Origin of the sequence: Micromonospora sp. NPDC049102 (assembly GCF_043197485.1) — a bacterium.
GTDB lineage: Bacteria > Actinomycetota > Actinomycetes > Mycobacteriales > Micromonosporaceae > Micromonospora.
In genome coordinates, this window is sequence record NZ_JBICTE010000035.1 from 28,289 (window position 1) to 47,091 (window position 18,803).

The window sequence follows — 18,803 nt, forward strand, 5'->3', positions numbered from 1 at the left end:
TAGCATCCGGCAGGTGCAGGAAGCGCAGACAGGTACGGTCACCGAGCGGATCACACCGGACGTCGAGGCCTGGGTCTGCTCCACCGCGTTGCGCGGCCTGGTCCGGCACTTCGGCGGTGAATGGCCCGCCGGCGACCTCGCCGAGGCCCTGCGGTTCCTGGACGACTTCTCCGCCCGCCACTGGGACTTCCGGGGCGGCCGGGAGCGACCCGACGCGCGCGAACCCGACCTCGACCCGGTCACCGCGGCGCTGGTCCTCGACACTGCCGCCGCTCTCGGTCTCATCCACCCGATGCCGCCGGCCCGGTCGGCGTACGCCCATCTGGTCGTGCTCGGCGGCCTGGCGCACGCCTGCGTGCGTCGCGTCGCGTACGCCGCGCATCTGCTGCGCGCCGGCCTGCGGGTGACCGGCGAGGTCGCCGTGCTGGGCAGCTTCCGACCACTGTCCGAGTGGGAACGCGCCACCCTTGCCGACGCGGGCCTGCCTCCGGACGAGACCGAGGTAGACGTGCTGGACACGGCGGTCCGGCAGGTGTTCGGGGTGACCGCCCCGACCGAGCAGGACGGCGTCGACGCCGGCAACCCCCACCACTCCTGGTCCTCGCGGACCTACCGGCCGGCGGGCCTGCCACCGGTACGGGTGCTGGCCGCGCCGTCCAGCGACCCGGACCGGCGGCGGGCGCACACCGCCGACACCCAGCGGTTCTGGGCCGGGCACGTCCGGCTCGCGCCCGGCGACGAGGTGCTGACGGTCACCGCGCCGATCTACGTGCCGTTCCAGCACTGCGACGCGCTGCGCACCCTGGCCGTGCCCTACGGCTGCGACATCGACACGGTCGGCGTGGACCCGGCGGTGGCCGACGTGGCGGTCCTGCCCGAGCAGACCCTCACCCCGGGCCGCTATCTCCAGGAGATCCGCTCGGCGATCCGCTCGATGCGCGCCCTGCACGAGAGCCTGGGCTGAGCCGGCGGCGCGGGGTTCAGCCGGCGGTGGCGGTCTGGCGGACGGACTGGGCTCAGCCGGCGGTGGCGGTCTGGCGGACGGCCTGGGCGAAGACCTCGGAGCGGTGCTCGAAGTTGCGGAACCGGCCGTAGCTCGGTGCGGCCGGGGACAGCAGCACCACACCGCCGGCCGGGGTGACCTCCCGGGACAGCCGTACCGCCTCCACCAGGTCGTCGACCAGTTCGGTCCGCACCTTCGGCAGGTTGGCCAGCACCTCGACGATGCGGGCGCCGCTGTCCGGAATCCCGATCACGGTCAGCTCCCGCTCGGCCAGGTGCTCGGCCAACGGCGTGTAGTCCAGCCCCCGGTCGTTGCCGCCGACGATCACCGTCAACGGTCGCCCGTCGTACGCGTCGATGGCGTGCATGGCCGCGTACGGGCTGGTGGCCAGGGTGTCGTCGACGAAGGTCAACCCGGACGGGTCGATGATCTCGGTGAGCCGGTGGGCGAGCCCCTGGAACTCGGCGACGGCGATGGCGAGGTGATCCTTCGCGGTCACCACGTCGACGCCGAGCGCGTCGAGGACGGCGAGCGCGACGCACAGGTTGCCCTCGTTGTGCCGCCCGACCAGCGGCAGCACGGCACGCGGGAAGAGCGGCTGGTCACCGAGGTGGAACCAGGGCGTGCCGTCGGCACCGGTGGCGACGTGGGTGGTGTCGGGACGGCCGGCCCGCACCGCCGGCAGGTCCCCCAGCTCGGCGGCGAGCCGCGGGTCGGTGCCGTTGACCACGATCGTCTGCGGGTCGTGGGCCAGCAGGTTGAGCTTGTCGCGGTAGTACTCCCGCTCCCCGCCGTGCGCGTCGAGGTGCTCGGGGAAGAGCGCGGTGACCACGGCGACCCGGGGCGAGTCGGTGAGGTCGCTGCACTGGTAGCTGGACAGCTCCAACACGTACAGCTCGGCCTCGGGCAGGTCGAGCGTGGGCACCCCGATGTTGCCGCCGAAGACGTTCGACCGGCCCATCGCGGTGAGCAGGTGGCTGATCAGGCTGGACGTGGTGCTCTTGCCCTTGCTGCCGGTGACCCCGACGGTGCGCGCGGCGTGGTCGGCCATCCACAGGGCGGTGCCCTGGGTGACCATGACGCCACGTCGCCGCAGCTCGACCAGCCACGGGTGGGTCTGTGGCACACCGGGCGAGCGCACCACCACGTCGGCGGCGGCCAACCGTGCGAATCCCGCCTCGCCGGTCACCAGCGGCGCCGCCTCGGCCAGCGGGCCCTCCCACGGCAGCGAGAGGAAGTTGGCGCTGTCGTCGACCGCGACCAGTTCGGCGGGGCCGTGCGCGGCGATGGCCGTCACAGCGGCCCGGCCCTCCCGGCCGGCACCCCAGACGGCGACGGTACGTCCGCGCAGGTCAGACAGGCGCACGGGGCTCTCCTCGGGGGTCACGGCGGCGGCTGGCGGGGCCCGGTCCGGACACGGCCGGACGAACCAGGGCCTAGTATGGCGTGTGCCTAACGAGCAGCTCCGGCGGATGGACGCCTTCACCTTCCCGTCCTACTCGATCGACTTCGCCACCGGCGAGGCGTTGTTCGACTACGCGCTGACCGGCCCGGCCGGTGAGCAGCGGTTCACCGAGGTGATCACGCTCCCCCTGCCGGCGGAGCCGCCGTCCGACGAGACGGTGGCCACCCTCAACCGCGTGCTGGAGGTGCTGCACCTGGTCGCCGGGGTCAGCTACTACAAGACCGCCGCGCCGGCCCGGCTGGTGCTGCCGGCGCAGCTGGGCGCGGCCACCGTCGACTACGTCACGGCCGTCTACACCAAGGGCCTCGCCGAGTACGCGTACCGCAACGAGCTGCCGCACGTGCTGGAACTGCGTCCGGAGGTGCCGGCCGGCATCCCGGGGACACCTCGGGTGTACGACAACTCGGACCGTCGCCCGCTCTCGGCGGTCGGCGGCGGCAAGGACTCGATCGTGAGCTTGGAGGCGTTACGGCGCGCCGGGCTGGACCCGGTGCCGTTCTCGGTGAACCCGAACCACGTGATCGTCGCGGTGAACGAGGCGTCCGGGCTGACCCCTCTCGCTGCCCGCCGACGGATCGACCCGGTGCTGTTCGACCTGAACGCCGCCGGCGCGCTGAACGGCCACATCCCGGTCACCGCCATCAACTCCCTGATCGCGGTCGCCACCGCCGTACTGCACGGGCTGGGCCCGGTGGTGATGTCCAACGAGCGTTCGGCGTCCGACCCGAACCTGATCTGGAACGGTCACGAGATCAACCACCAGTGGTCCAAGGGCGTCGAGGCCGAGGGCCTGCTGCGGGGCGCGCTGGCCGAGCACGCCGGGCTGACCGAGCCGTACTTCTCCCTGCTGCGTTCGCTGTCCGAGCTGCACATCGCCCGACTGTTCGCCGAGTTCGACCGGTACGACGACGTGGTGACCAGCTGCAACGCCGCCTTCAAGCTGCGCGACGCCTCCGAGCGCTGGTGCCGCAACTGCCCGAAGTGCCGGTTCGTCTTCCTGGCCATGGCACCGTTCATGCCCCGGGAGCGGGTCACCCACATCTTCGGCGGGGACATGCTCGCCGACCCGGAGCAGATTCCCGGCTACCGGGAACTGCTGGGCGTGGACGGGCACAAGCCGTTCGAGTGCGTGGGCGAGGTCGAGGAGTCGGTGGTGGCCCTCGGCCTCCTCGCCGAGCAGGACCAGTGGCGCGACGCCCCGGTGATCAAAGCCCTGGTGGAGGCGGTCCCCGCCACAGCGTGGTCGGCGGTGGCGCAGACGGACGTCTTCACCCCCGGCGGCCCCAACCACATCCCCGCAACCTACGCAAAAGCCCTAACCACCCTCTCCTAACCCCCACCCCCACCCCACCCCTCCCACCCCACCCCACCCCCAGGCCTAGCACTCGGTTGATCATGAAGTTATTGCCACGACACGCCGAGGCGACTGGCAATAACTTCATGATCACCGGGGCGGGGCGGGGCGGGGCCGGGCGGGGCGGGGCGGGGCCGGGCGGGGCGGGGCGGGCGGGGCCGGGCGGGGCCGGGCGGGGCGGGGCGGGGCGGGGCCGGGCGGGGGTGGGGGTGGGGGTTAGGGGGTTCGGACTGCTTCCAGGGCTAGGAGGGCCACGTGTAGGGAGAGGCTTGCCTCTACCGAGTCGAGGTCCACGTTGAGGATGCGGGCTATCCGGGCCAGGCGTTCGTAGAAGGCCGGTCGGGACAGGTGCGCGGCGGCAGCGCCGGCGGACTTGTTGCGCCCCTGCTCCAGGTACGCGCGCAGGGTGTCGAGCAGCCGCTCCCGGGGGTGCTGGGCGTCGTACTCCAGGAGTGGGCCGAGTTCACGCTCGACGAAGGTCTGTAGTCGGGGCTCGTCGCGCAGCAGGTGCAGCAGCCCGGCCAGGCCCACGTGCGGCAGCCGGAAGACGGGCAGGTCACGCCGGTCCCGGCGGGCCGCCTCGGCGATCTGCCGCGCCTCGACGAGCGACCGCCGGGCCTCGCGCAGGCTGCTCACCCCGGAGCCGGCAGCCACGATCACCCCGGCGGAAGCGTTGGACGTGGCCCGGCCCGTGGCGGTGTCGACGCGTACCCGACGGAGGGCGTCGGCGAACGCGGACAGCGCGCGATCCTCGGCGGCCGGGTCGGTCAGGGCCAGCAGCGCGCCCACCGAGTTGTCGTCGACCGCGCTGGTCAGCGCGGTCAGTCTGGCCTCCCGCAGCGCCTGGCCGACGGCCTCGGACAGGTCCCGTAGCCGGGCCTGGCCGGCTTCGGGGCCGCCCTCTCCGGCGGGGTCGTCGGTCCGGTGGCGGACCAGCACGCCGACGAGGTGCCGGCGCTCCAGCGCCACACCGAGCGCCTTGGCGCGCAGCGCCACCTCGTCGACCGGCCGGGTGTGGTTGAGCAGGGCGGTGAGCAGGGTGCGGTGGAGCTGCCGTTCCAGCCCTTCGGCGTCACGGCGGATCAACCGGCCCAGCGCGAGGGTGGAGGCGGCCCGCTCGACGAGGATGCTCAGCCGGTTGGGGGGTGCCGTGTTGGGCGGGTCGCCACTGGCGGGCCAGCGCAGCAGCAGCCGTCCCCAGTCCTGGCCCCGGGCGCCGACGACGGTCACCAGCCAGCCGCTGTCCGGGTCGTACGCGGTGCGCCCGGCTGGCCGGATCCGCCGGGAGTGCTGCTCCCAGCCGTCCAGGAGCAGCTCGGCGCTCTCCCCCGCCGGGTCGTACCCGAGGACCTGCCGGGACAGGTTCTCCAGCACGACTGGGCAGCCGGACAACTCGGCGGCCTGCCGGATCACCTCGGCCGCGTCGGCGCCCTCGACGGAGAGGTCGGTGAACCGCTGGTGGATCTCCTCGGCGGCCCGCAGCTCGGTGAGCTGCGCGTCGACGATCAGCGCGTGCACGGCCTCGGTGATCCGCACGAACGGGGTGGCCCGGCGCAGCTCGACCAGGGGCAGGCCGCGCCGCTCGGCGGCGGCGGTCATCACACGCGGTACGCCGCTGACGTAGCGGCGGCCCAGTTCGACGACGAGCCCGGAGACGCCGACGTCGGCGAGGTCGCCGATGAACGCGCGCAGTCCCGCGTCGTCGGCCGGCAGCCCGATTCCGGTGGTGAGCACCAGCTCGCCGCCGCCGAGAAGGGTGGCGATGTCGGGTACCTCGGCGACGTGCACCCAGCGGACCGGTCGGTCCAGCCCGGCGTCCCCGGCGACCACGCGCGGAGCGCCGTGGCGGACGGGGTCCAGGGCCAGGACCTCACGGACGGTAGGGAACACGGCCGACACGCTACCGTCCGTGACCCTGAACCCCGACCTGCCGGGTACCGATCAGTCAGTCGACGCCGAACTCCATCGCCGCGCGGTCGAGCGCCTCGTCCTCGGCGGTGGCGACGCCCCGGGAGGCGATGGCTTCCGCGCCACCCTCGGGCATCGCGCCGATCAGGCCGGTGGAGGCCGCCTGCGCTGCCCCGATCATCCGGTCGGTGGGCGAGCCGCCGACCATGCCGAGGGACGCGTACTGCTCCAGCTTCGCGCGCGAGTCGGCGATGTCGAGGTTGCGCATGGTGAGCTGGCCGATCCGGTCCGACGGACCGAACGCCGAGTCCTCGGTACGCTCCATCGACAGCTTGTCCGGGTGGTAGCTGAACGCCGGGCCGGTGGTGTCGATGATCGAGTAGTCCTCGCCCCGGCGCAGCCGCAACGTCACCTCACCGGTGACCGCCGTGCCGACCCAGCGCTGCAACGACTCGCGCAGCATCAGCGCCTGCGGGTCGAGCCAGCGGCCCTCGTACATGAGGCGGCCGAGACGGCGACCCTCGCTGTGGTAGTTGGCCAGGGTGTCCTCGTTGTGGATCGCGTTGACCAGCCGCTCGTACGCGGCGTGCAGCAGCGCCATCCCGGGCGCCTCGTAGATGCCCCGGCTCTTGGCCTCGATGATCCGGTTCTCGATCTGGTCGGACATGCCCAGGCCGTGCCGGCCGCCGATGGCGTTGGCCTCCAGCACCAGGTCGACGGCGCTACCGAACTCCTTGCCGTTGATCGTCACCGGGCGGCCCTGGTCGAACCCGATCGTGACGTCCTCGGTGGGGATCTCCACCGACGGGTCCCAGAACCGGACGCCCATGATCGGGCTGACGGTCTCGATGCCGGTGTCGAGGTGCTCCAGGGTCTTCGCCTCGTGCGTGGCGCCCCAGATGTTGGCGTCGGTCGAGTACGCCTTCTCGGTGCTGTCCCGGTAGGGCAGGCCGCGCTCCAGCAGCCACTCCGACATCTCCTTGCGGCCACCCAGCTCGGTGACGAAGTCGGTGTCGAGCCACGGCTTGTAGATGCGCAGCATCGGGTTGGCCAGCAGGCCGTACCGGTAGAAGCGCTCGATGTCGTTGCCCTTGAAGGTCGAGCCGTCGCCCCAGATCTGGACGTCGTCGGCGATCATCGCGCGGACCAGCAGGGTGCCGGTCACGGCCCGACCCAGCGGGGTGGTGTTGAAGTACGAGCGTCCGCCCGAGCGGATGTGGAAGGCGCCGCAGGTCAGGGCAGCGAGGCCCTCCTCGACCAGGGCGGCACGGCAGTCGACCAGTCGGGCGACCTCGGCGCCGTAGCTGAGCGCACGGCCGGGGACCGACCCGATGTCGGGCTCGTCGTACTGGCCGATGTCGGCGGTGTACGCGCAGGGGACGGCGCCCTTGTCGCGCATCCACGCGACCGCGACCGAGGTGTCGAGGCCGCCGGAGAAGGCGATGCCGACACGTTCGCCGATGGGCAGGGAGGTGAGAACCTTGGACACGGGAAAGATTATTCAACAGAACGCATGGTCATGCAAGCGGATCGCCGCGTCCGAGTTCCCAGAACGCCACGGCCGCCGCGGCGGCGACGTTCAACGAGTCCACCCCGCGCCGCATCGGGAGGACCACACGCACGTCGCTGGCCGCCTGCGCCGACGCCGTCAGGCCGGGACCCTCGGCGCCCAGCAGCAGCGCGGCCCGCGCGCGCTGCGCCGGGGTCAACAGCTGCATGGGTACGGCATCCGGCGCCGGCGTCATGGCGAGCACGGTGAACCCCGCCTCGCGTACCTCGTCGAGACCGGCGGGCCAGCGGTCGAGCTTGGCGTACGGCAGCGCGAAGACCTCGCCCATGCTGACCCGCACGCTGCGCCGGTAGAGCGGGTCGGCGCAGGACGGCGACAGCAGCACTCCGTCCACGCCCAGCGCGGCGGCACCCCGGAAGATCGCTCCGAGGTTCGTGTGGTTGTTGACGTCCTCCAGGATCACCACGCGGCGCGCTCCGGCGAGCACCTCGGCCGCCGTCGGCAACGAACGGCGGTGGAACGACGCCAGCACCCCCCGGTGTACGTGGAAGCCAGTGGCCCGTTGCAGCACGTCCTGGGTGGCGGCGTAGACGGGCGCGTCGCCGGTGTCCAGGTCGGCGAGCTGGTCGACGCGCTTGGCGTCGACGAGGTACGACCGGGCCGGGTAGCCGGCGCGTAACGCGCGGCGCAGCACCAACTCACCTTCGGCGATGAACAGTCCGTGCGGTGGCTCCCAGCGGGTGCGCAGCTCGACGTCGGTGAGCGCGCGGTAGTCGGCGATCCGGTCGTCGTCGGGGTCGGTGATCTGGTGGACGGGCACCCGACGATTCTGCCGGACGGCCGTCAGCCGCCCCGACGTCCGCCCAGCGGCGGTGTTTTGTCCGGTCGGGAAGGGGAACGACCGGTGGTGTACCGGACGCGACGGGAAGGACCAGCCAGGTGAGCGCAGAGCACACGGCACCGGCCGAAGGAGGCACCCTGCCCCGGCGTCCGACCGTCGCGGACCACATCGTCTCCCGCCTGTTCAGTTGGGGCGTACGCCGGTACTTCGGCTATCCCGGCGACGGCATCAACGGCCTCACGTCCGCCCTGCAACGCACCAACGAACGCGCCCAGTTCGTCCAGGTGCGGCACGAGGAGACCGCCGGGTTCGCCGCGTCCGCACACGTCAAGTACGGCGGCGGTCCACTCGGCTGCGCGCTTGTCACCAGCGGTCCCGGCGCCATCCACCTGCTCAACGGCCTGTACGACGCCAAACTCGACCACCAGCCGGTGGTCGCCCTGCTCGGACACACGGCGGTCACCGCCGAGGGCGGCGGCTACTACCAGGAGGTCGACCTTCTGGCCCTCTACAAGGACGTGGCGGCGGCGTTCCTGGCCCAGCTCGACCACCCCGCGCAGGTCCGCCACCTGGTCGACCGGGCATGTCGGACGGCGCTGTCCCGGCGGACCGTCACCGCGCTGGTGCTCCCCTCGGACATCCAGGACGAGCCCGCCATCCCCGACCCGCCGCACGCGCACGGTTACTACCACACCAGCAACGTGCCGAGCAGCACGCCGACCGTCCCGCCGACGGCGGACCTGCGCCGTGCCGCCGAGGTGCTGCGCGGCGGCGAGCGGGTGGCGATGCTGGTCGGGCAGGGTGCGCTCGGCGCGCAGGACGAGGTACGCGAGATCGCCCACCGGCTCGGCGCCGGGGTGGCCACCGCGCTGCTCGGCTTCACCGTCGTCGACCATCGCGAGCCGTGGGTCACCGGCGCGATCGGGTTGCTCGGCACCCGCCCGAGCTGGCAGCTCATGACCGGCTGCGACCGGCTGCTGATCGTGGGCAGCAACATGCCGTACTCGGAGTTCTATCCGCCACCCGGGCAGGCCCGCGCGGTGCAGATCGACCTGGACGGCACGCAGCTCGGCCTGCGTTACCCGACCGAGGTGAACCTGACCGGCGACGCCCGCCCCACCCTGCGGGCGCTGCTGGACGAGCTGGGCCCCGGCCCCGGGCCGACCGCCTGGCGGGCGCAGATCGCCGAGTCCACCTCGGCGTGGCGGCGCGCCCAGCGCGACCTGGCCGGCCAGAGCGCCGACCCGGTCAACCCGCAACTGCTGTTCAGCACCCTCAGCGACCGGCTGCCCGACGACGCGATGCTCGCCGTGGACTGCGGCACCGCGACCGCCTGGTACGCCCGGCACGTGCAGGTCCGACCCGGCATGCTGGCCAGCCTCTCCGGCACGCTGCTGTCGATGGGCGGTGCCATGCCGTACGCGCTGAGCGCCAAGTTCGCCCACCCGGACCGGCCGCTGATCGCGATGATCGGCGACGGGGCCATGCAGATGAACGGCGTCAACGAGCTGATCACGGTGGCGAAGTACTGGCGCGGCTGGGCCGACCCACGGTTCGTGGTGCTGGTGCTCAACAACCGGGACCTGGCGTTCGTCAGCTGGGAGCAGCGCTCCTCGGAGGGGACGCCGATGTTCCCGGACAGCCAGCAACTCCCGGACATCGGCTACCACCGGTGGGCCGAGGTGCTCGGGTTGCACGGTGAGCAGGTCGACTCGCCGGAGCAGGTGCCGGGCGTCTGGGAGCGTGCACTCAGCGCCGACCGGCCGGTGGTCATCAACGCGCTCGTCGACCCGGCCGAACTGATGCTGCCGCCGCACTTCACCGCCGAGCAGGCTCGCAAGACCGCTGCGGCGGTCCTGCGCGGCGACACCGACTGGGCCGGCATCATCCGCCGCGGCCTCCCGGCAACGATCGCCAGCTACCGCCCCCGCCGCCGCGAACACTAACCACCCCCACCCCCAACCCCCGGCCCCCGGCCCCCGGCCCCCGGCCCCCGCGATCTTGCACTTGCTGTGGCGACATAGCCGCACAGAAACGGCAAATAGACACCCGAAAGTGCAAGATCGGCGGGGTCGTTGGGGGCGGGGCGGGCGGGGCGGGGCGCTGGAGGGCGGGGCGGGCGGGGCGGGGCGCTGGAGGGCGGGGCGGGCGGGGCGGGGCGCTGGAGGGCGGGGCGGGCGGGCACGGGTGGGTGGGCTGGGGTGGGTGGGCTGGGGTGGGTGGATCAGCCTCGGCGGTTCAGCCAGCGTTCCAGTGGGGACAGGGGGTCCTCGGTCGGGGGTTGTTCGCGCTTCGGGACCGCCGGGCGCTCCACCGGGCGGCGGGGCTCACCGGCCAACTCCTTGCTGGGCGGCGCGAACGCCTTCTCCGGCTGACCCTTCACCGCTGTGGCGATGACGCGGGCGACGGCGTCGATCACCTTGCTCTGCACCGCCGAACCCACCGGGTCGGCCGGGTCGTCCGGGTTGGCCGCGATGCCGGCGACGGCCACCTGCGGGGTGAAGCCGACGAACGTCTCGGTGGCGTTCTCCTCCGAGCTACCCGTCTTACCTGCCACCGGGCGGCCGTCGAGGATGTCGTTCACACCGGTGGCGGTGCCGCCGTTGCACTGCCCGTATGGCGACTGCTGACCGACCGGGCAGCGGGCCGCGTCGGTCGCGGCACGGGCCACGTCGGGGTCGACGACGCGCTTGCAGGACGGCTGGCCGACGGGCATTTTCACGCCCTTCGCGTCGGTCACCGAGACCACCGGCACCGGCGTGCAGTAGGTGCCCTCGGCGGCCACCGTGGCGTACGCGTTGGCGAGGTCCAGCGGGGTGGTGGCCGCCACGCCGAGGGTGAACGATCCCCAGTTCGCGGCGTTGTTCTTCGCGAAGGCGGCGTCGGTGTCGGCGCGGAACGTGATGCCGAGCCGCTGCGCCATCTCGACCACCTTGTCCTGGCCCACCTGCTCGGCCAGCCAGACGAAGTAGGTGTTCACCGAACGGCCGAAGCCGTCCCACATCATCCGGTACCCGTCCATCCACGCCGGGTTGGCGTTCGCCGGGCACCAGTGGCCGTCACAACTGCCCGGCCCCTCGGCCGGGTAGCGGGTGGGCAGCTTGGCGGGGGCGTCGAAGCCGGTGGAGAGCGTACGGCCCGACTCCAGCGCCGCGAGCATGGTGAACAGCTTGAACGTCGAGCCCGCCTGGTACCCGTCGACGCTGGCCCCACCGGAGATCAGCGGGTTGACGGTGTTCGGGTAGTTCGCCTGCCCGGCCGGGTTGTCGGCGAGGCTGTAGTGCCTGTTGACCGCCATCGCCAGCACCCGACCGGTGCCCGGCTGGACGGCGGCGATCGGCAGGGCGTGCTTGTTGTCGTACCCGTAGACCTTGGTGGCCTGCTGCTGCGCGGTGGCCTGGATCTTCGGGTCGAGCGACGTGACGACGGTGTAGCCGCCCGAGCGCAGGGCCTGCTCGCGCTCGGCGGGGGTCGCGCCGAAGGCCGGCTGGGTCAGCCACCACTGACGCAGGTAGTCGCAGAAGTAGCCCCAGTCGTCGTGGCCCTGCGCGACGGCGGTGCAGCCGTTGGGCTGCGCGGTGGGGTGCAGGGCCAGCGGCTCGGCCTTGGACTGGGCGGCCTGCGCGGCGGTGATCGCGCCGGTGGCGACCATCGAGTCCAGCACGTACGAGCGACGGGCCAGCGCCTCGTCCTTGTCGCCGCCGATGGGGCTGTACGCGTCCGGGGACTGCACCAGTCCGGCGAGCAGCGCCGACTCGGCGAGGGTCAACTGTGCGGGGGGCTTGCCGAAGTAGCGCTGGCTGGCCGCCGCGATCCCGTACGCGCCGGCGCCGAAGTAGGCGATGTTCAGGTACCGGCCGAGGATCTCGTCCTTGCCGAGGTTCTTGTCCAGCGCGCCCGCGTACCGGATCTCCTGGAGCTTTCGCCCGACGGTGGGGTCGGTGGCGGCGGCGCGTTCCTGGGCGGTGCGGGTCGGGTCGGTCTTGAGGACGTTGCGGACGTACTGCATGGTCAGCGTGGAGCCGCCCTGCTCGGTGCCGCCGCCCTTGACGTTGGCGATGAGCGCGCGGGCGAGGCCCCGCAGGTCCGCGCCGCCGTGGTCGTAAAACCGCCGGTCCTCGGCCGCCACGATCGCCTGCCGCATGACCGGGGCGATGTCCGCCAACGCGACGTCGGTGCGGTTCACGTCGTAGAACGTGGTGAGCAGCGTCTTGCCGTCGTTGGCGTAGAGGTAGGAGCGCTGCGGCGTGGCCGGGGTGCGCAGCGCGTCGGGCAGCGCGGCGTACGACCCGATCGCGGCGCGCGCGGCGAACCCGACCAGCAGGTTGCCCGGCAGCGCGGCGACGGCCAGGACGAGCCCGGCCAGCACGCCGGCGAGCAGCACGGTGAACAGCCGCGACAGCGGCGAGCGAGGGGCGGCCATGCAACCCAGGATTGCCACAAATAACGCCAACCGACCACCCCCGCAGCCCGATTGTCAGCAACTTCACGGCCCCCCATCAGCCAACCCACCCACGCCAGACCGCGTTGATCATGAAGTATTGCCACGACACGCCGAGGCGGAGCGCAATAACTTCATGATCAACGGCATCGGGGCGCGGGGCGGGGCGGGGGGCGGGGGGCGGGGCGGGGCGGGGCGGGGGGCGGGGCGGGGCGGGGCGGGGCGGGGCGGGGCGGGTTAGGGGGTTGGGGGTGTGGAGAGGCTGGCGTTGGCCGCGTCGTGGACGGTTTCGCGGGGCATCAGGCGGCCGCTGCGGTAGCCGATGCCGATGCCGGCGATCAGCACGAAGATCGCACCGAAGGTCTGGAGCGACCCGATCAGCGCGCCACCCAGGCCGAGCAGCGGCGCGGCGATGATCAGCATGACTCCGTCGCCGAGGCTGAAGGTGCCAGAGCGGGCCACCGCCCATCCGGTGAGGAACCACCCCACGCTGTAGAAGGTCGCGCCGAGCAGGACCAGCGACCGCGCGGTGGTGCCGAAGACCGGCGTCTGCTCCTCGAACCCGGCGAACGGCAGCATCAGCACCGTGCCGGCGATGCTGACCAGCAGGCCGGCGGCGGCCACCCGGCGGCTGCGGGTCGCGGCCAGCAGGCCGGTGAGGGCCAGCAGCGCGAGCAGGCCGAGCCAGACCGCGGCCACCCAGCCGATCAGGTACACCGCCTGGCCGTCGGCGGGATAGGGGTCATTGCCCACGCCGCCGTCACTGGCCATCGCCACGACGCCGTAGAGGATGGCGTACGCGGGCAGCAGCCACACCGCGGCCCGCGCGAACCGGCGTACCGACCAGGCCCAACTGGCGTTCGTGGCCGGTGCGAGCGGGGTGGGCTCGCCGACGAAGGGCAATACACCGAAGCCGCCGCCGCTGCGCCGGGAGCCCAGGGGTGCGACGGGATCGTGCGCGCCGGGCACCGGGGCCGAGGACCACATCCGATTCGCCGGATCCTTCATGCGTCACCTCGCTCGTCCGCGAGCGGTGCGAGACGCGCCGGGGCGCCCCGATTGCCTGGTCACCACCCGTCCTAGGACCGATCGTGGCAGGCGCCGGAGCGCCCCATGAGCATTTTTCGCATTAACGCCGTGCGTCGGAGCCTCGGTGCGAGGCTCCCCCGGCCCGGCCGGCCTACCGGATCAGCCGCGCTCGCGCCGGTCGGTCGGGTCGTTGACCAGGCTGTCCGGGGTGACCGGCTCCGGCGCGGGCAACCCCTGCGGCTTGTTGCCACCGGTGGCCTGCGCCTCGGCGACGCGTACCTCGTCGTGGATCTGCTGTGCGGCGGCGGCCGCGGCCTGCGCCGCCTCCGCGGCCTCACGCTCGACCTGGCTCGCGTGGTCGGCAGCCTCCGGCGCGGGCAGATCCCCCACCATCTGGCTCAGCCCACCGAGTGCGCCACCCATGCCCTCCAGGGCCTTGGTCAGCTCCGCCGGCACGATCCAGACCTTGTTGGCGCTGCCCTGAGCGATCTGGGGCAGAGCCTGCAGGTACTGGTACGCAAGGACCTTCTGGCTCGGGTTCGCCTGGTGGATCGCGTCGAACACCGTCCGGATCGCCTTCGCCTGACCCTCGGCCTGCAGGATGCGGGCCTGCCGGTCACCGTCGGCCCGCAGCACCGCCGACTGCTTCTCGCCCTCGGCGGTGAGGATCTGCGACTGCTTGTGCCCCTCGGCGGTCAGGATCGCGGCGCGACGGTCCCGCTCGGCGCGCATCTGCTTCTCCATCGAGTCGCGGATGCTGGCCGGCGGCTCGATCGCCTTGATCTCGACCCGGGTCACCTTGATGCCCCAGCGCCCGGTCGTCTCGTCCAGCACCCCGGACAGGTGCCGGTTGATCTCGTCCCGGCTGGTCAGGGCCCGCTCCAGGTCGAGCGAGCCGATCACGTTGCGCAGCGTGGTCACCGTCAACTGCTCGATGGCCTGGAGGAAGCTGGAGATCTCGTACGTCGCCCGGACCGAGTCGACCACCTTGAAGTAGAGGACCGTGTCGATCGAGACCACCAGGTTGTCCGAGGTGATCACCGGCTGCGGCGGGAAGCTGACCACCTGCTCCCGCATGTCGACCTTGGTACGCACCGCGTCGATGAACGGCACCAGCAGGTTGAGGCCGGGGCTGAGGGTGCGCTTGTACTTACCGAGCCGTTCCACCACGTCCTGGCGCTGCTGCGGCACGATCCGCACAGCCTTGGCCAGCGTTATCACGGCGATCAACGCCACCGCGATGATCAGCACCCCGACTATCGTCATCCCGTTCACCCTCTCGCTTCCGGCAGCTCGCCGGCGGAAGAAACATCGTCCTGCCACACCAGGGCGGTAGCGCCCCGGACCTTTATCACCCGAACCCGCTCACCGGGCTCGAAAGTCTGCGTCGTGTCGTACGGCCGGGCGCTCCACATCTCCCCGTCGATCTTGACGAGGCCGTGGTCGGCGTCCACCCGCTCCAGCACCAGGGCCGTGGAGCCCTCGATCGCCTCCACGCCGAACGGCTGCTCGCCGCTCTCCAACGCGGACCGGCCGTGCCGCTTGATCACCGGCCGGACCACCACCAGGCTCAGGGCGGACACCACCGCGAAGACCAGGGCCTGCACAGCGACCGGTGCTCCCAGAGCCGCAGCGCCCGCGGCGGCGAACGCGCCGACCCCGAACATGATCAGAAACAGGGTCGTCGTGAAGATCTCGGCGACCGCCAGCACCACACCCAGAACGATCCACACCACGGCGTCCACACCACGATCGTGACACGCAAATGCTCGCGCGGCCTCCCCGCGAAGATCAGTAGGCTCGGCGAGACCCTTTCCGGCCCACCGGAACACCACCCGACGGTGGCCCGACCCGAGGAGATCCCGTTGACGCTGCTACCCGAGACCGCCCGACAGATCGACACCCGGGTCGCCCAGGCGCAGGCCGAGGGCCGTGCCCCGTCGCTGGTGCTGGGCGTGGTCCGCGACGGCACGCTGGTGCACGTGGCCCTCGCCGGTGAACATCCCCGCCCGGCCGTCGACCTGCAGTACCGGCTGGGCTCGATCAGCAAGACCATGACCGCGACCCTGATCATGCAGTTACGCGACGCGGGTCGGCTCACCGTCGACGACCCGTTGGAGGAGCACCTGCCGGACACGGGGGTCGGCTCGCTGACGCTGCGCCAACTGCTCGGGCACGCCAGCGGCATCCAGCGTGAACCCGAGGGCGACTGGTGGGAGCGGGCCGCGGGCGTCGACCTCACCACCCTGCTCGCCGGGGTCACCCCCGACAAGATCGCCTACCCCCCGCACGCCACGTACCACTACTCCAACCTGGCGTACGGGCTGCTCGGCGGCCTCCTCGAACGGCTCACCGGCACACCCTGGGCCGATCTGCTCAACACCCGCGTCCTCGACCCGCTCGGCATGCGGCGCACCACGTACGCGGCCACCGAGCCGTACGCCCGCGGCTACGTCGTCCACCCCTGGCACGACACCTTGCGCGAGGAGCCCCGCACCGACACCGGCGCGATGGCCCCCGCCGGGCAACTCTGGTCGACGATCGAGGACCTGGGCCGCTGGGCCGCGTTCCTGGCCGACCCCGACCCGTCGGTGCTGGCCGCCGAGACGCTTACCGAGATGTGCACCCCCGTGGTGATCAACGACCTCGACTCCTGGACCGGCGGGCACGGCCTGGGGCTGGAGCTCTACCGCGATGGCGAACGCGTGTACGTCGGGCACGGCGGATCGATGCCCGGGTACGTGGCCGCCCTCGTGGTGCACCGGCCGAGCCGTACCGCCGTGGTCGGCTTCGCCAACTCGTACGGCTTCCCGATCACCACGCTCGGCCGTCGGCTGCTGACCAGCGTGCTGGACGCCGAGCCGCCGGTGCCGCAGCCGTGGCGGCCGGTCACCGCCGCGCCCGCGGCCGAGGTCGCCGAGCTGACCGGCCGCTGGTGGTGGATGGGCACCTCGCTGGACCTGAGCCGGGACGCGGGTGACCTGGTGGCCCACGTACGCGGCGAGCGGGTGAGCCGGTTCATCGCCGAGGGGACGGACCGCTGGCGGGGACGCTCCGGCCCGGAGAACGGTGAGATCCTGTCGGTGCTGCGCGACGACGACGGACGGGCGACGGCGATCGACATCGCCACGTTCGTCTTCACGCGCAGCCCGGACGAGGCCCCCTGACCCAGGACAGGGCGGGCCAGGCGGTCAGGCTGGCTCGGTGACGAAGTCGATCAGGCGCTCCATGGCGTTGATCAGCGGGGTCTCGACGTCGGCGAAGCTGTTCACCCGGGGCAGGATGTGCCGCCACATGTCGGCCGGCTCGGCCACCCCGAGGGCCGCGCAGACCCCCTCCTTCCACGGCCGCCCCGGCGGCACCACCGGCCAGGCCGCGATGCCCAGCGCCGCCGGCTTGACCGCCTGCCACACGTCCACGTAGGGGTGGCCGGTCACCAGCACGTACGGCGAGTTCACCCGGGCGACGATCCGGCTCTCCTTGCTGCCCGGCACCAGGTGGTCGACGAGTACGCCGAGTCGTCGGGTCGGGCCGGGGCCGAAGTCGCGAACGGATGCGTCCAGATCGTCGATGCCGTCCAGCGGCTCCACGACCACGCCCTCGATCCGCAGGTCGTCGCCCCAGATGCGCTCGACCAGCGCGGCGTCGTGGATGCCCTCGACCCAGATCCGGCTGGCCTTCGCCACCTGGGCGCGGACGTTGTCCACGGCCACCGAACCGGACGCGGTCCGTCGGCGGGCCGCCGGCACCGGCGCACGGCTCGGGCGGCGCAGCGTCACCGGCCGGCCGTCGAGCAGGAACGCCGCCGGCAGCAGCGGGAAGTTGCGCCGCTTACCGTGCCGGTCCTCCAACACCACCGCGCCGGCCTCGAAGCCCACCACCGCTCCGCAGAACCCGGAGTCGGCATCCTCGACCACGAGATCCGGTTCGGCGTCCACCTCGGGGGTGACCTTTCGCCGCCGCCAGTCCCCGGCCAGCACGTCCTCGCCGTATCGCCCCGCCATGTCGATCACGCTAAACCCCACCACCGACGCGCTCACTCCGACACACCGTCCCCGCGTGAGCACAGCGGGGACCGGCGGGGCAGGACGGGCAGCGGATGGGGCGAAGGGGGCAGTTCGGGGCAGGCAGGGCGGCCGGAGCGGCAGCCGAGACAGGGCCACCGATCACCACGTACCCTTTCGGCATGTCCACCCCCGCAACGGGCGCGGCCACGCTTGCGCCGCGCCGGTCGAGCCGGTTCGTTGCCTGGGTGCGCGCGTGGCGCGCCGGGCTGGTGCCGTACGACGAGGTCGCCGACGCCATCGCCGGTGACGAGGAGCACCTCGTCGCGGACGCCCCCGGCACCTGGACCGACGTCCCGCTGGGTGCCGCGCTGCCCACCCTGGCCAAGCTCTCCCCCGACGAGATCCGGCTGGTGCTGCCCGCGCCGGGTGACCCGCGGGGCCTTCCCGGTCCCGGGGACTTCGCCGGGGCGGCGCTGGTGGCGGGTGAGGCGGTGGTGGCTGGCGGGCTGGGCCTGATCCCACACGTGCGTAGTCACACCTCCGGCTCCGGGGACTGTTTCGAGACGGTGCTGTGGCGGGTGTACCCGCTGCCGGCCGACGCTCCGGCCGCCTCGTTGTCGCTGCCCGGCGCCGCCGAGGCGGAGGCCGAGCTGGCCGCCGCTCTGGCCGAGACGACGGCCGCGCTGACCCGGCTCGACGTGGCGCAGTGGCGGCCCGAGTTGGCCGGCGCGCTGGCCGCTCTGCGCCGCCCCGACGGCGCCACCGACCTGCCGCCCGGCTTCGACCCACGGGCGCGCCGGCTGTTCGCCCGGGCCGCCGTGCTGGACCGGGTGCTCGCGCTGGCCGGGCACGCCGCTCCCGGTGGCGCCATCAACAACTACGAGGCCCAGCAGCGCGATGCCGCGCTCCGCCCTCTCACCACGGCCTGCCGCCAGGCACTGGTAGCCGCCTGCAACGCACCCCTACGTCCCTGACCCGGACCGACGACGCTGCGGCTCCGCCGGTCGCTTGATCCAGAAAGCCATCACGTCGGGGCTGGGGTACGCCCGATCTCAGCCCTGGTCGCGTCCGGAGACGCCCATGGCTCTGCACGCGGCCTGCGCTCTGCACCCGGCCTGCCGCTCTGCCACCCGCCCAGCGCCCTGCACGCGTCCTTTGCTCTGCTTCAACCAAGGCGACACCGGAAGGCCACGAGCGTTTCCTCCGCTGAAGCAGAGCAAAGGACGTCTCACCCACCCACGCCCC

At 72.6% G+C, this 18,803-nt stretch carries 14 protein-coding genes; 5 read left to right on the plus strand and 9 right to left on the minus strand.

The features are described 5' to 3' along the window. Window positions 1–13: 13 nt before the first annotated feature. Window positions 14–964, plus strand: a complete 951-nt coding sequence (locus ACGFH9_RS26200) for a hypothetical protein (protein ID WP_393224169.1) — start codon at window positions 14–16, stop codon at window positions 962–964. Between the two features lie 52 nt (window positions 965–1,016). Here the strand turns inward: ACGFH9_RS26200 and murD are convergent, their stop codons facing one another. Further along, window positions 1,017–2,369, minus strand: a complete 1,353-nt coding sequence (gene murD / locus ACGFH9_RS26205; RefSeq protein WP_393224172.1) for a UDP-N-acetylmuramoyl-L-alanine--D-glutamate ligase — start codon at window positions 2,367–2,369, stop codon at window positions 1,017–1,019. 82 nt (window positions 2,370–2,451) lie between these two features. Between murD and ACGFH9_RS26210 the strand changes: the two genes are divergently transcribed. Further along, complete coding sequence (locus tag ACGFH9_RS26210) at window positions 2,452–3,801, plus strand: hypothetical protein (protein WP_393224175.1); 1,350 nt, start codon at window positions 2,452–2,454, stop codon at window positions 3,799–3,801. Between the two features lie 237 nt (window positions 3,802–4,038). Here ACGFH9_RS26210 and ACGFH9_RS26215 read toward each other — a convergent pair whose 3' ends face one another. Genes ACGFH9_RS26215 through ACGFH9_RS26225 form a run of 3 tightly spaced genes read right to left on the minus strand, consistent with a single transcriptional unit; the run spans window position 4,039 to window position 8,087 of the window. Continuing rightward, window positions 4,039–5,721 (minus strand): PucR family transcriptional regulator, encoded by a 1,683-nt coding sequence (locus ACGFH9_RS26215; RefSeq protein ID WP_393224178.1) that lies wholly within the window; start codon window positions 5,719–5,721, stop codon window positions 4,039–4,041. A 46-nt stretch (window positions 5,722–5,767) separates the two neighbouring features. After that, window positions 5,768–7,219 carry an argininosuccinate synthase gene (gene argG, locus ACGFH9_RS26220; protein WP_355245717.1) on the minus strand — a complete coding sequence of 484 codons (1,452 nt, stop codon included), beginning with the start codon at window positions 7,217–7,219 and terminating at the stop codon, window positions 5,768–5,770. A gap of 28 nt (window positions 7,220–7,247) precedes the next feature. Beyond that, window positions 7,248–8,087, minus strand: a complete 840-nt coding sequence (locus ACGFH9_RS26225) for a TrmH family RNA methyltransferase (RefSeq protein WP_393224270.1) — start codon at window positions 8,085–8,087, stop codon at window positions 7,248–7,250. A gap of 92 nt (window positions 8,088–8,179) precedes the next feature. Here ACGFH9_RS26225 and ACGFH9_RS26230 point away from each other — a divergent pair, with 92 nt between their 5' ends. Further along, on the plus strand, window positions 8,180–10,027 hold the full coding sequence (locus tag ACGFH9_RS26230) for a thiamine pyrophosphate-requiring protein (protein WP_393224181.1): 1,848 nt from the start codon (window positions 8,180–8,182) through the stop codon (window positions 10,025–10,027). Between the two features lie 278 nt (window positions 10,028–10,305). On the opposite strand, the gene ACGFH9_RS26235 is transcribed toward ACGFH9_RS26230, so the two are convergent. The 4 genes from ACGFH9_RS26235 to ACGFH9_RS26250 form a co-directional block, all read right to left on the minus strand. Beyond that, window positions 10,306–12,504 carry a transglycosylase domain-containing protein gene (locus tag ACGFH9_RS26235; RefSeq protein WP_393224183.1) on the minus strand — a complete coding sequence of 733 codons (2,199 nt, stop codon included), beginning with the start codon at window positions 12,502–12,504 and terminating at the stop codon, window positions 10,306–10,308. 255 nt (window positions 12,505–12,759) lie between these two features. Continuing rightward, window positions 12,760–13,530 carry a hypothetical protein gene (locus tag ACGFH9_RS26240; protein WP_393224186.1) on the minus strand — a complete coding sequence of 257 codons (771 nt, stop codon included), beginning with the start codon at window positions 13,528–13,530 and terminating at the stop codon, window positions 12,760–12,762. A gap of 180 nt (window positions 13,531–13,710) precedes the next feature. Next, window positions 13,711–14,817 carry an SPFH domain-containing protein gene (locus ACGFH9_RS26245; RefSeq protein ID WP_393224188.1) on the minus strand — a complete coding sequence of 369 codons (1,107 nt, stop codon included), beginning with the start codon at window positions 14,815–14,817 and terminating at the stop codon, window positions 13,711–13,713. Between the two features lie 5 nt (window positions 14,818–14,822). Beyond that, window positions 14,823–15,296: an NfeD family protein gene (locus ACGFH9_RS26250; RefSeq protein ID WP_393224190.1), complete on the minus strand. Its 474-nt coding sequence runs from the start codon at window positions 15,294–15,296 to the stop codon at window positions 14,823–14,825. Between the two features lie 120 nt (window positions 15,297–15,416). On the opposite strand from ACGFH9_RS26250, the gene ACGFH9_RS26255 reads away from it, so the two are divergent. Beyond that, entirely contained in the window at window positions 15,417–16,718 is a 1,302-nt protein-coding gene (locus ACGFH9_RS26255) for a serine hydrolase domain-containing protein (RefSeq protein ID WP_393224273.1), read from the plus strand. Window positions 16,719–16,742: 24 nt separating this feature from the next. Here ACGFH9_RS26255 and ACGFH9_RS26260 read toward each other — a convergent pair whose 3' ends face one another. Then, the gene (locus ACGFH9_RS26260) at window positions 16,743–17,555 is read right to left on the minus strand and encodes a DUF3097 domain-containing protein (RefSeq protein ID WP_393224193.1); all 813 of its coding nucleotides are present in this window, start codon (window positions 17,553–17,555) and stop codon (window positions 16,743–16,745) included. A gap of 182 nt (window positions 17,556–17,737) precedes the next feature. Here ACGFH9_RS26260 and ACGFH9_RS26265 point away from each other — a divergent pair, with 182 nt between their 5' ends. Then, complete coding sequence (locus ACGFH9_RS26265; RefSeq protein ID WP_355245698.1) at window positions 17,738–18,532, plus strand: hypothetical protein; 795 nt, start codon at window positions 17,738–17,740, stop codon at window positions 18,530–18,532. Window positions 18,533–18,803: the final 271 nt, after the last annotated feature.

Bases quoted from the DNA above. Each gene is read 5' to 3' on its own strand.
- ACGFH9_RS26265 (WP_355245698.1), top strand. From the start codon at position 17,738: ATGTCCACCCCCGCAACGGGCGCGGCCACGCTTGCGCCGCGCCGGTCG.
- ACGFH9_RS26235 (WP_393224183.1), bottom strand. From the start codon at position 12,504: ATGGCCGCCCCTCGCTCGCCGCTGTCGCGGCTGTTCACCGTGCTGCTC.
- ACGFH9_RS26240 (WP_393224186.1), bottom strand. From the start codon at position 13,530: ATGAAGGATCCGGCGAATCGGATGTGGTCCTCGGCCCCGGTGCCCGGC.
- ACGFH9_RS26245 (WP_393224188.1), bottom strand. From the start codon at position 14,817: ATGACGATAGTCGGGGTGCTGATCATCGCGGTGGCGTTGATCGCCGTG.
- ACGFH9_RS26260 (WP_393224193.1), bottom strand. From the start codon at position 17,555: ATGGCGGGGCGATACGGCGAGGACGTGCTGGCCGGGGACTGGCGGCGG.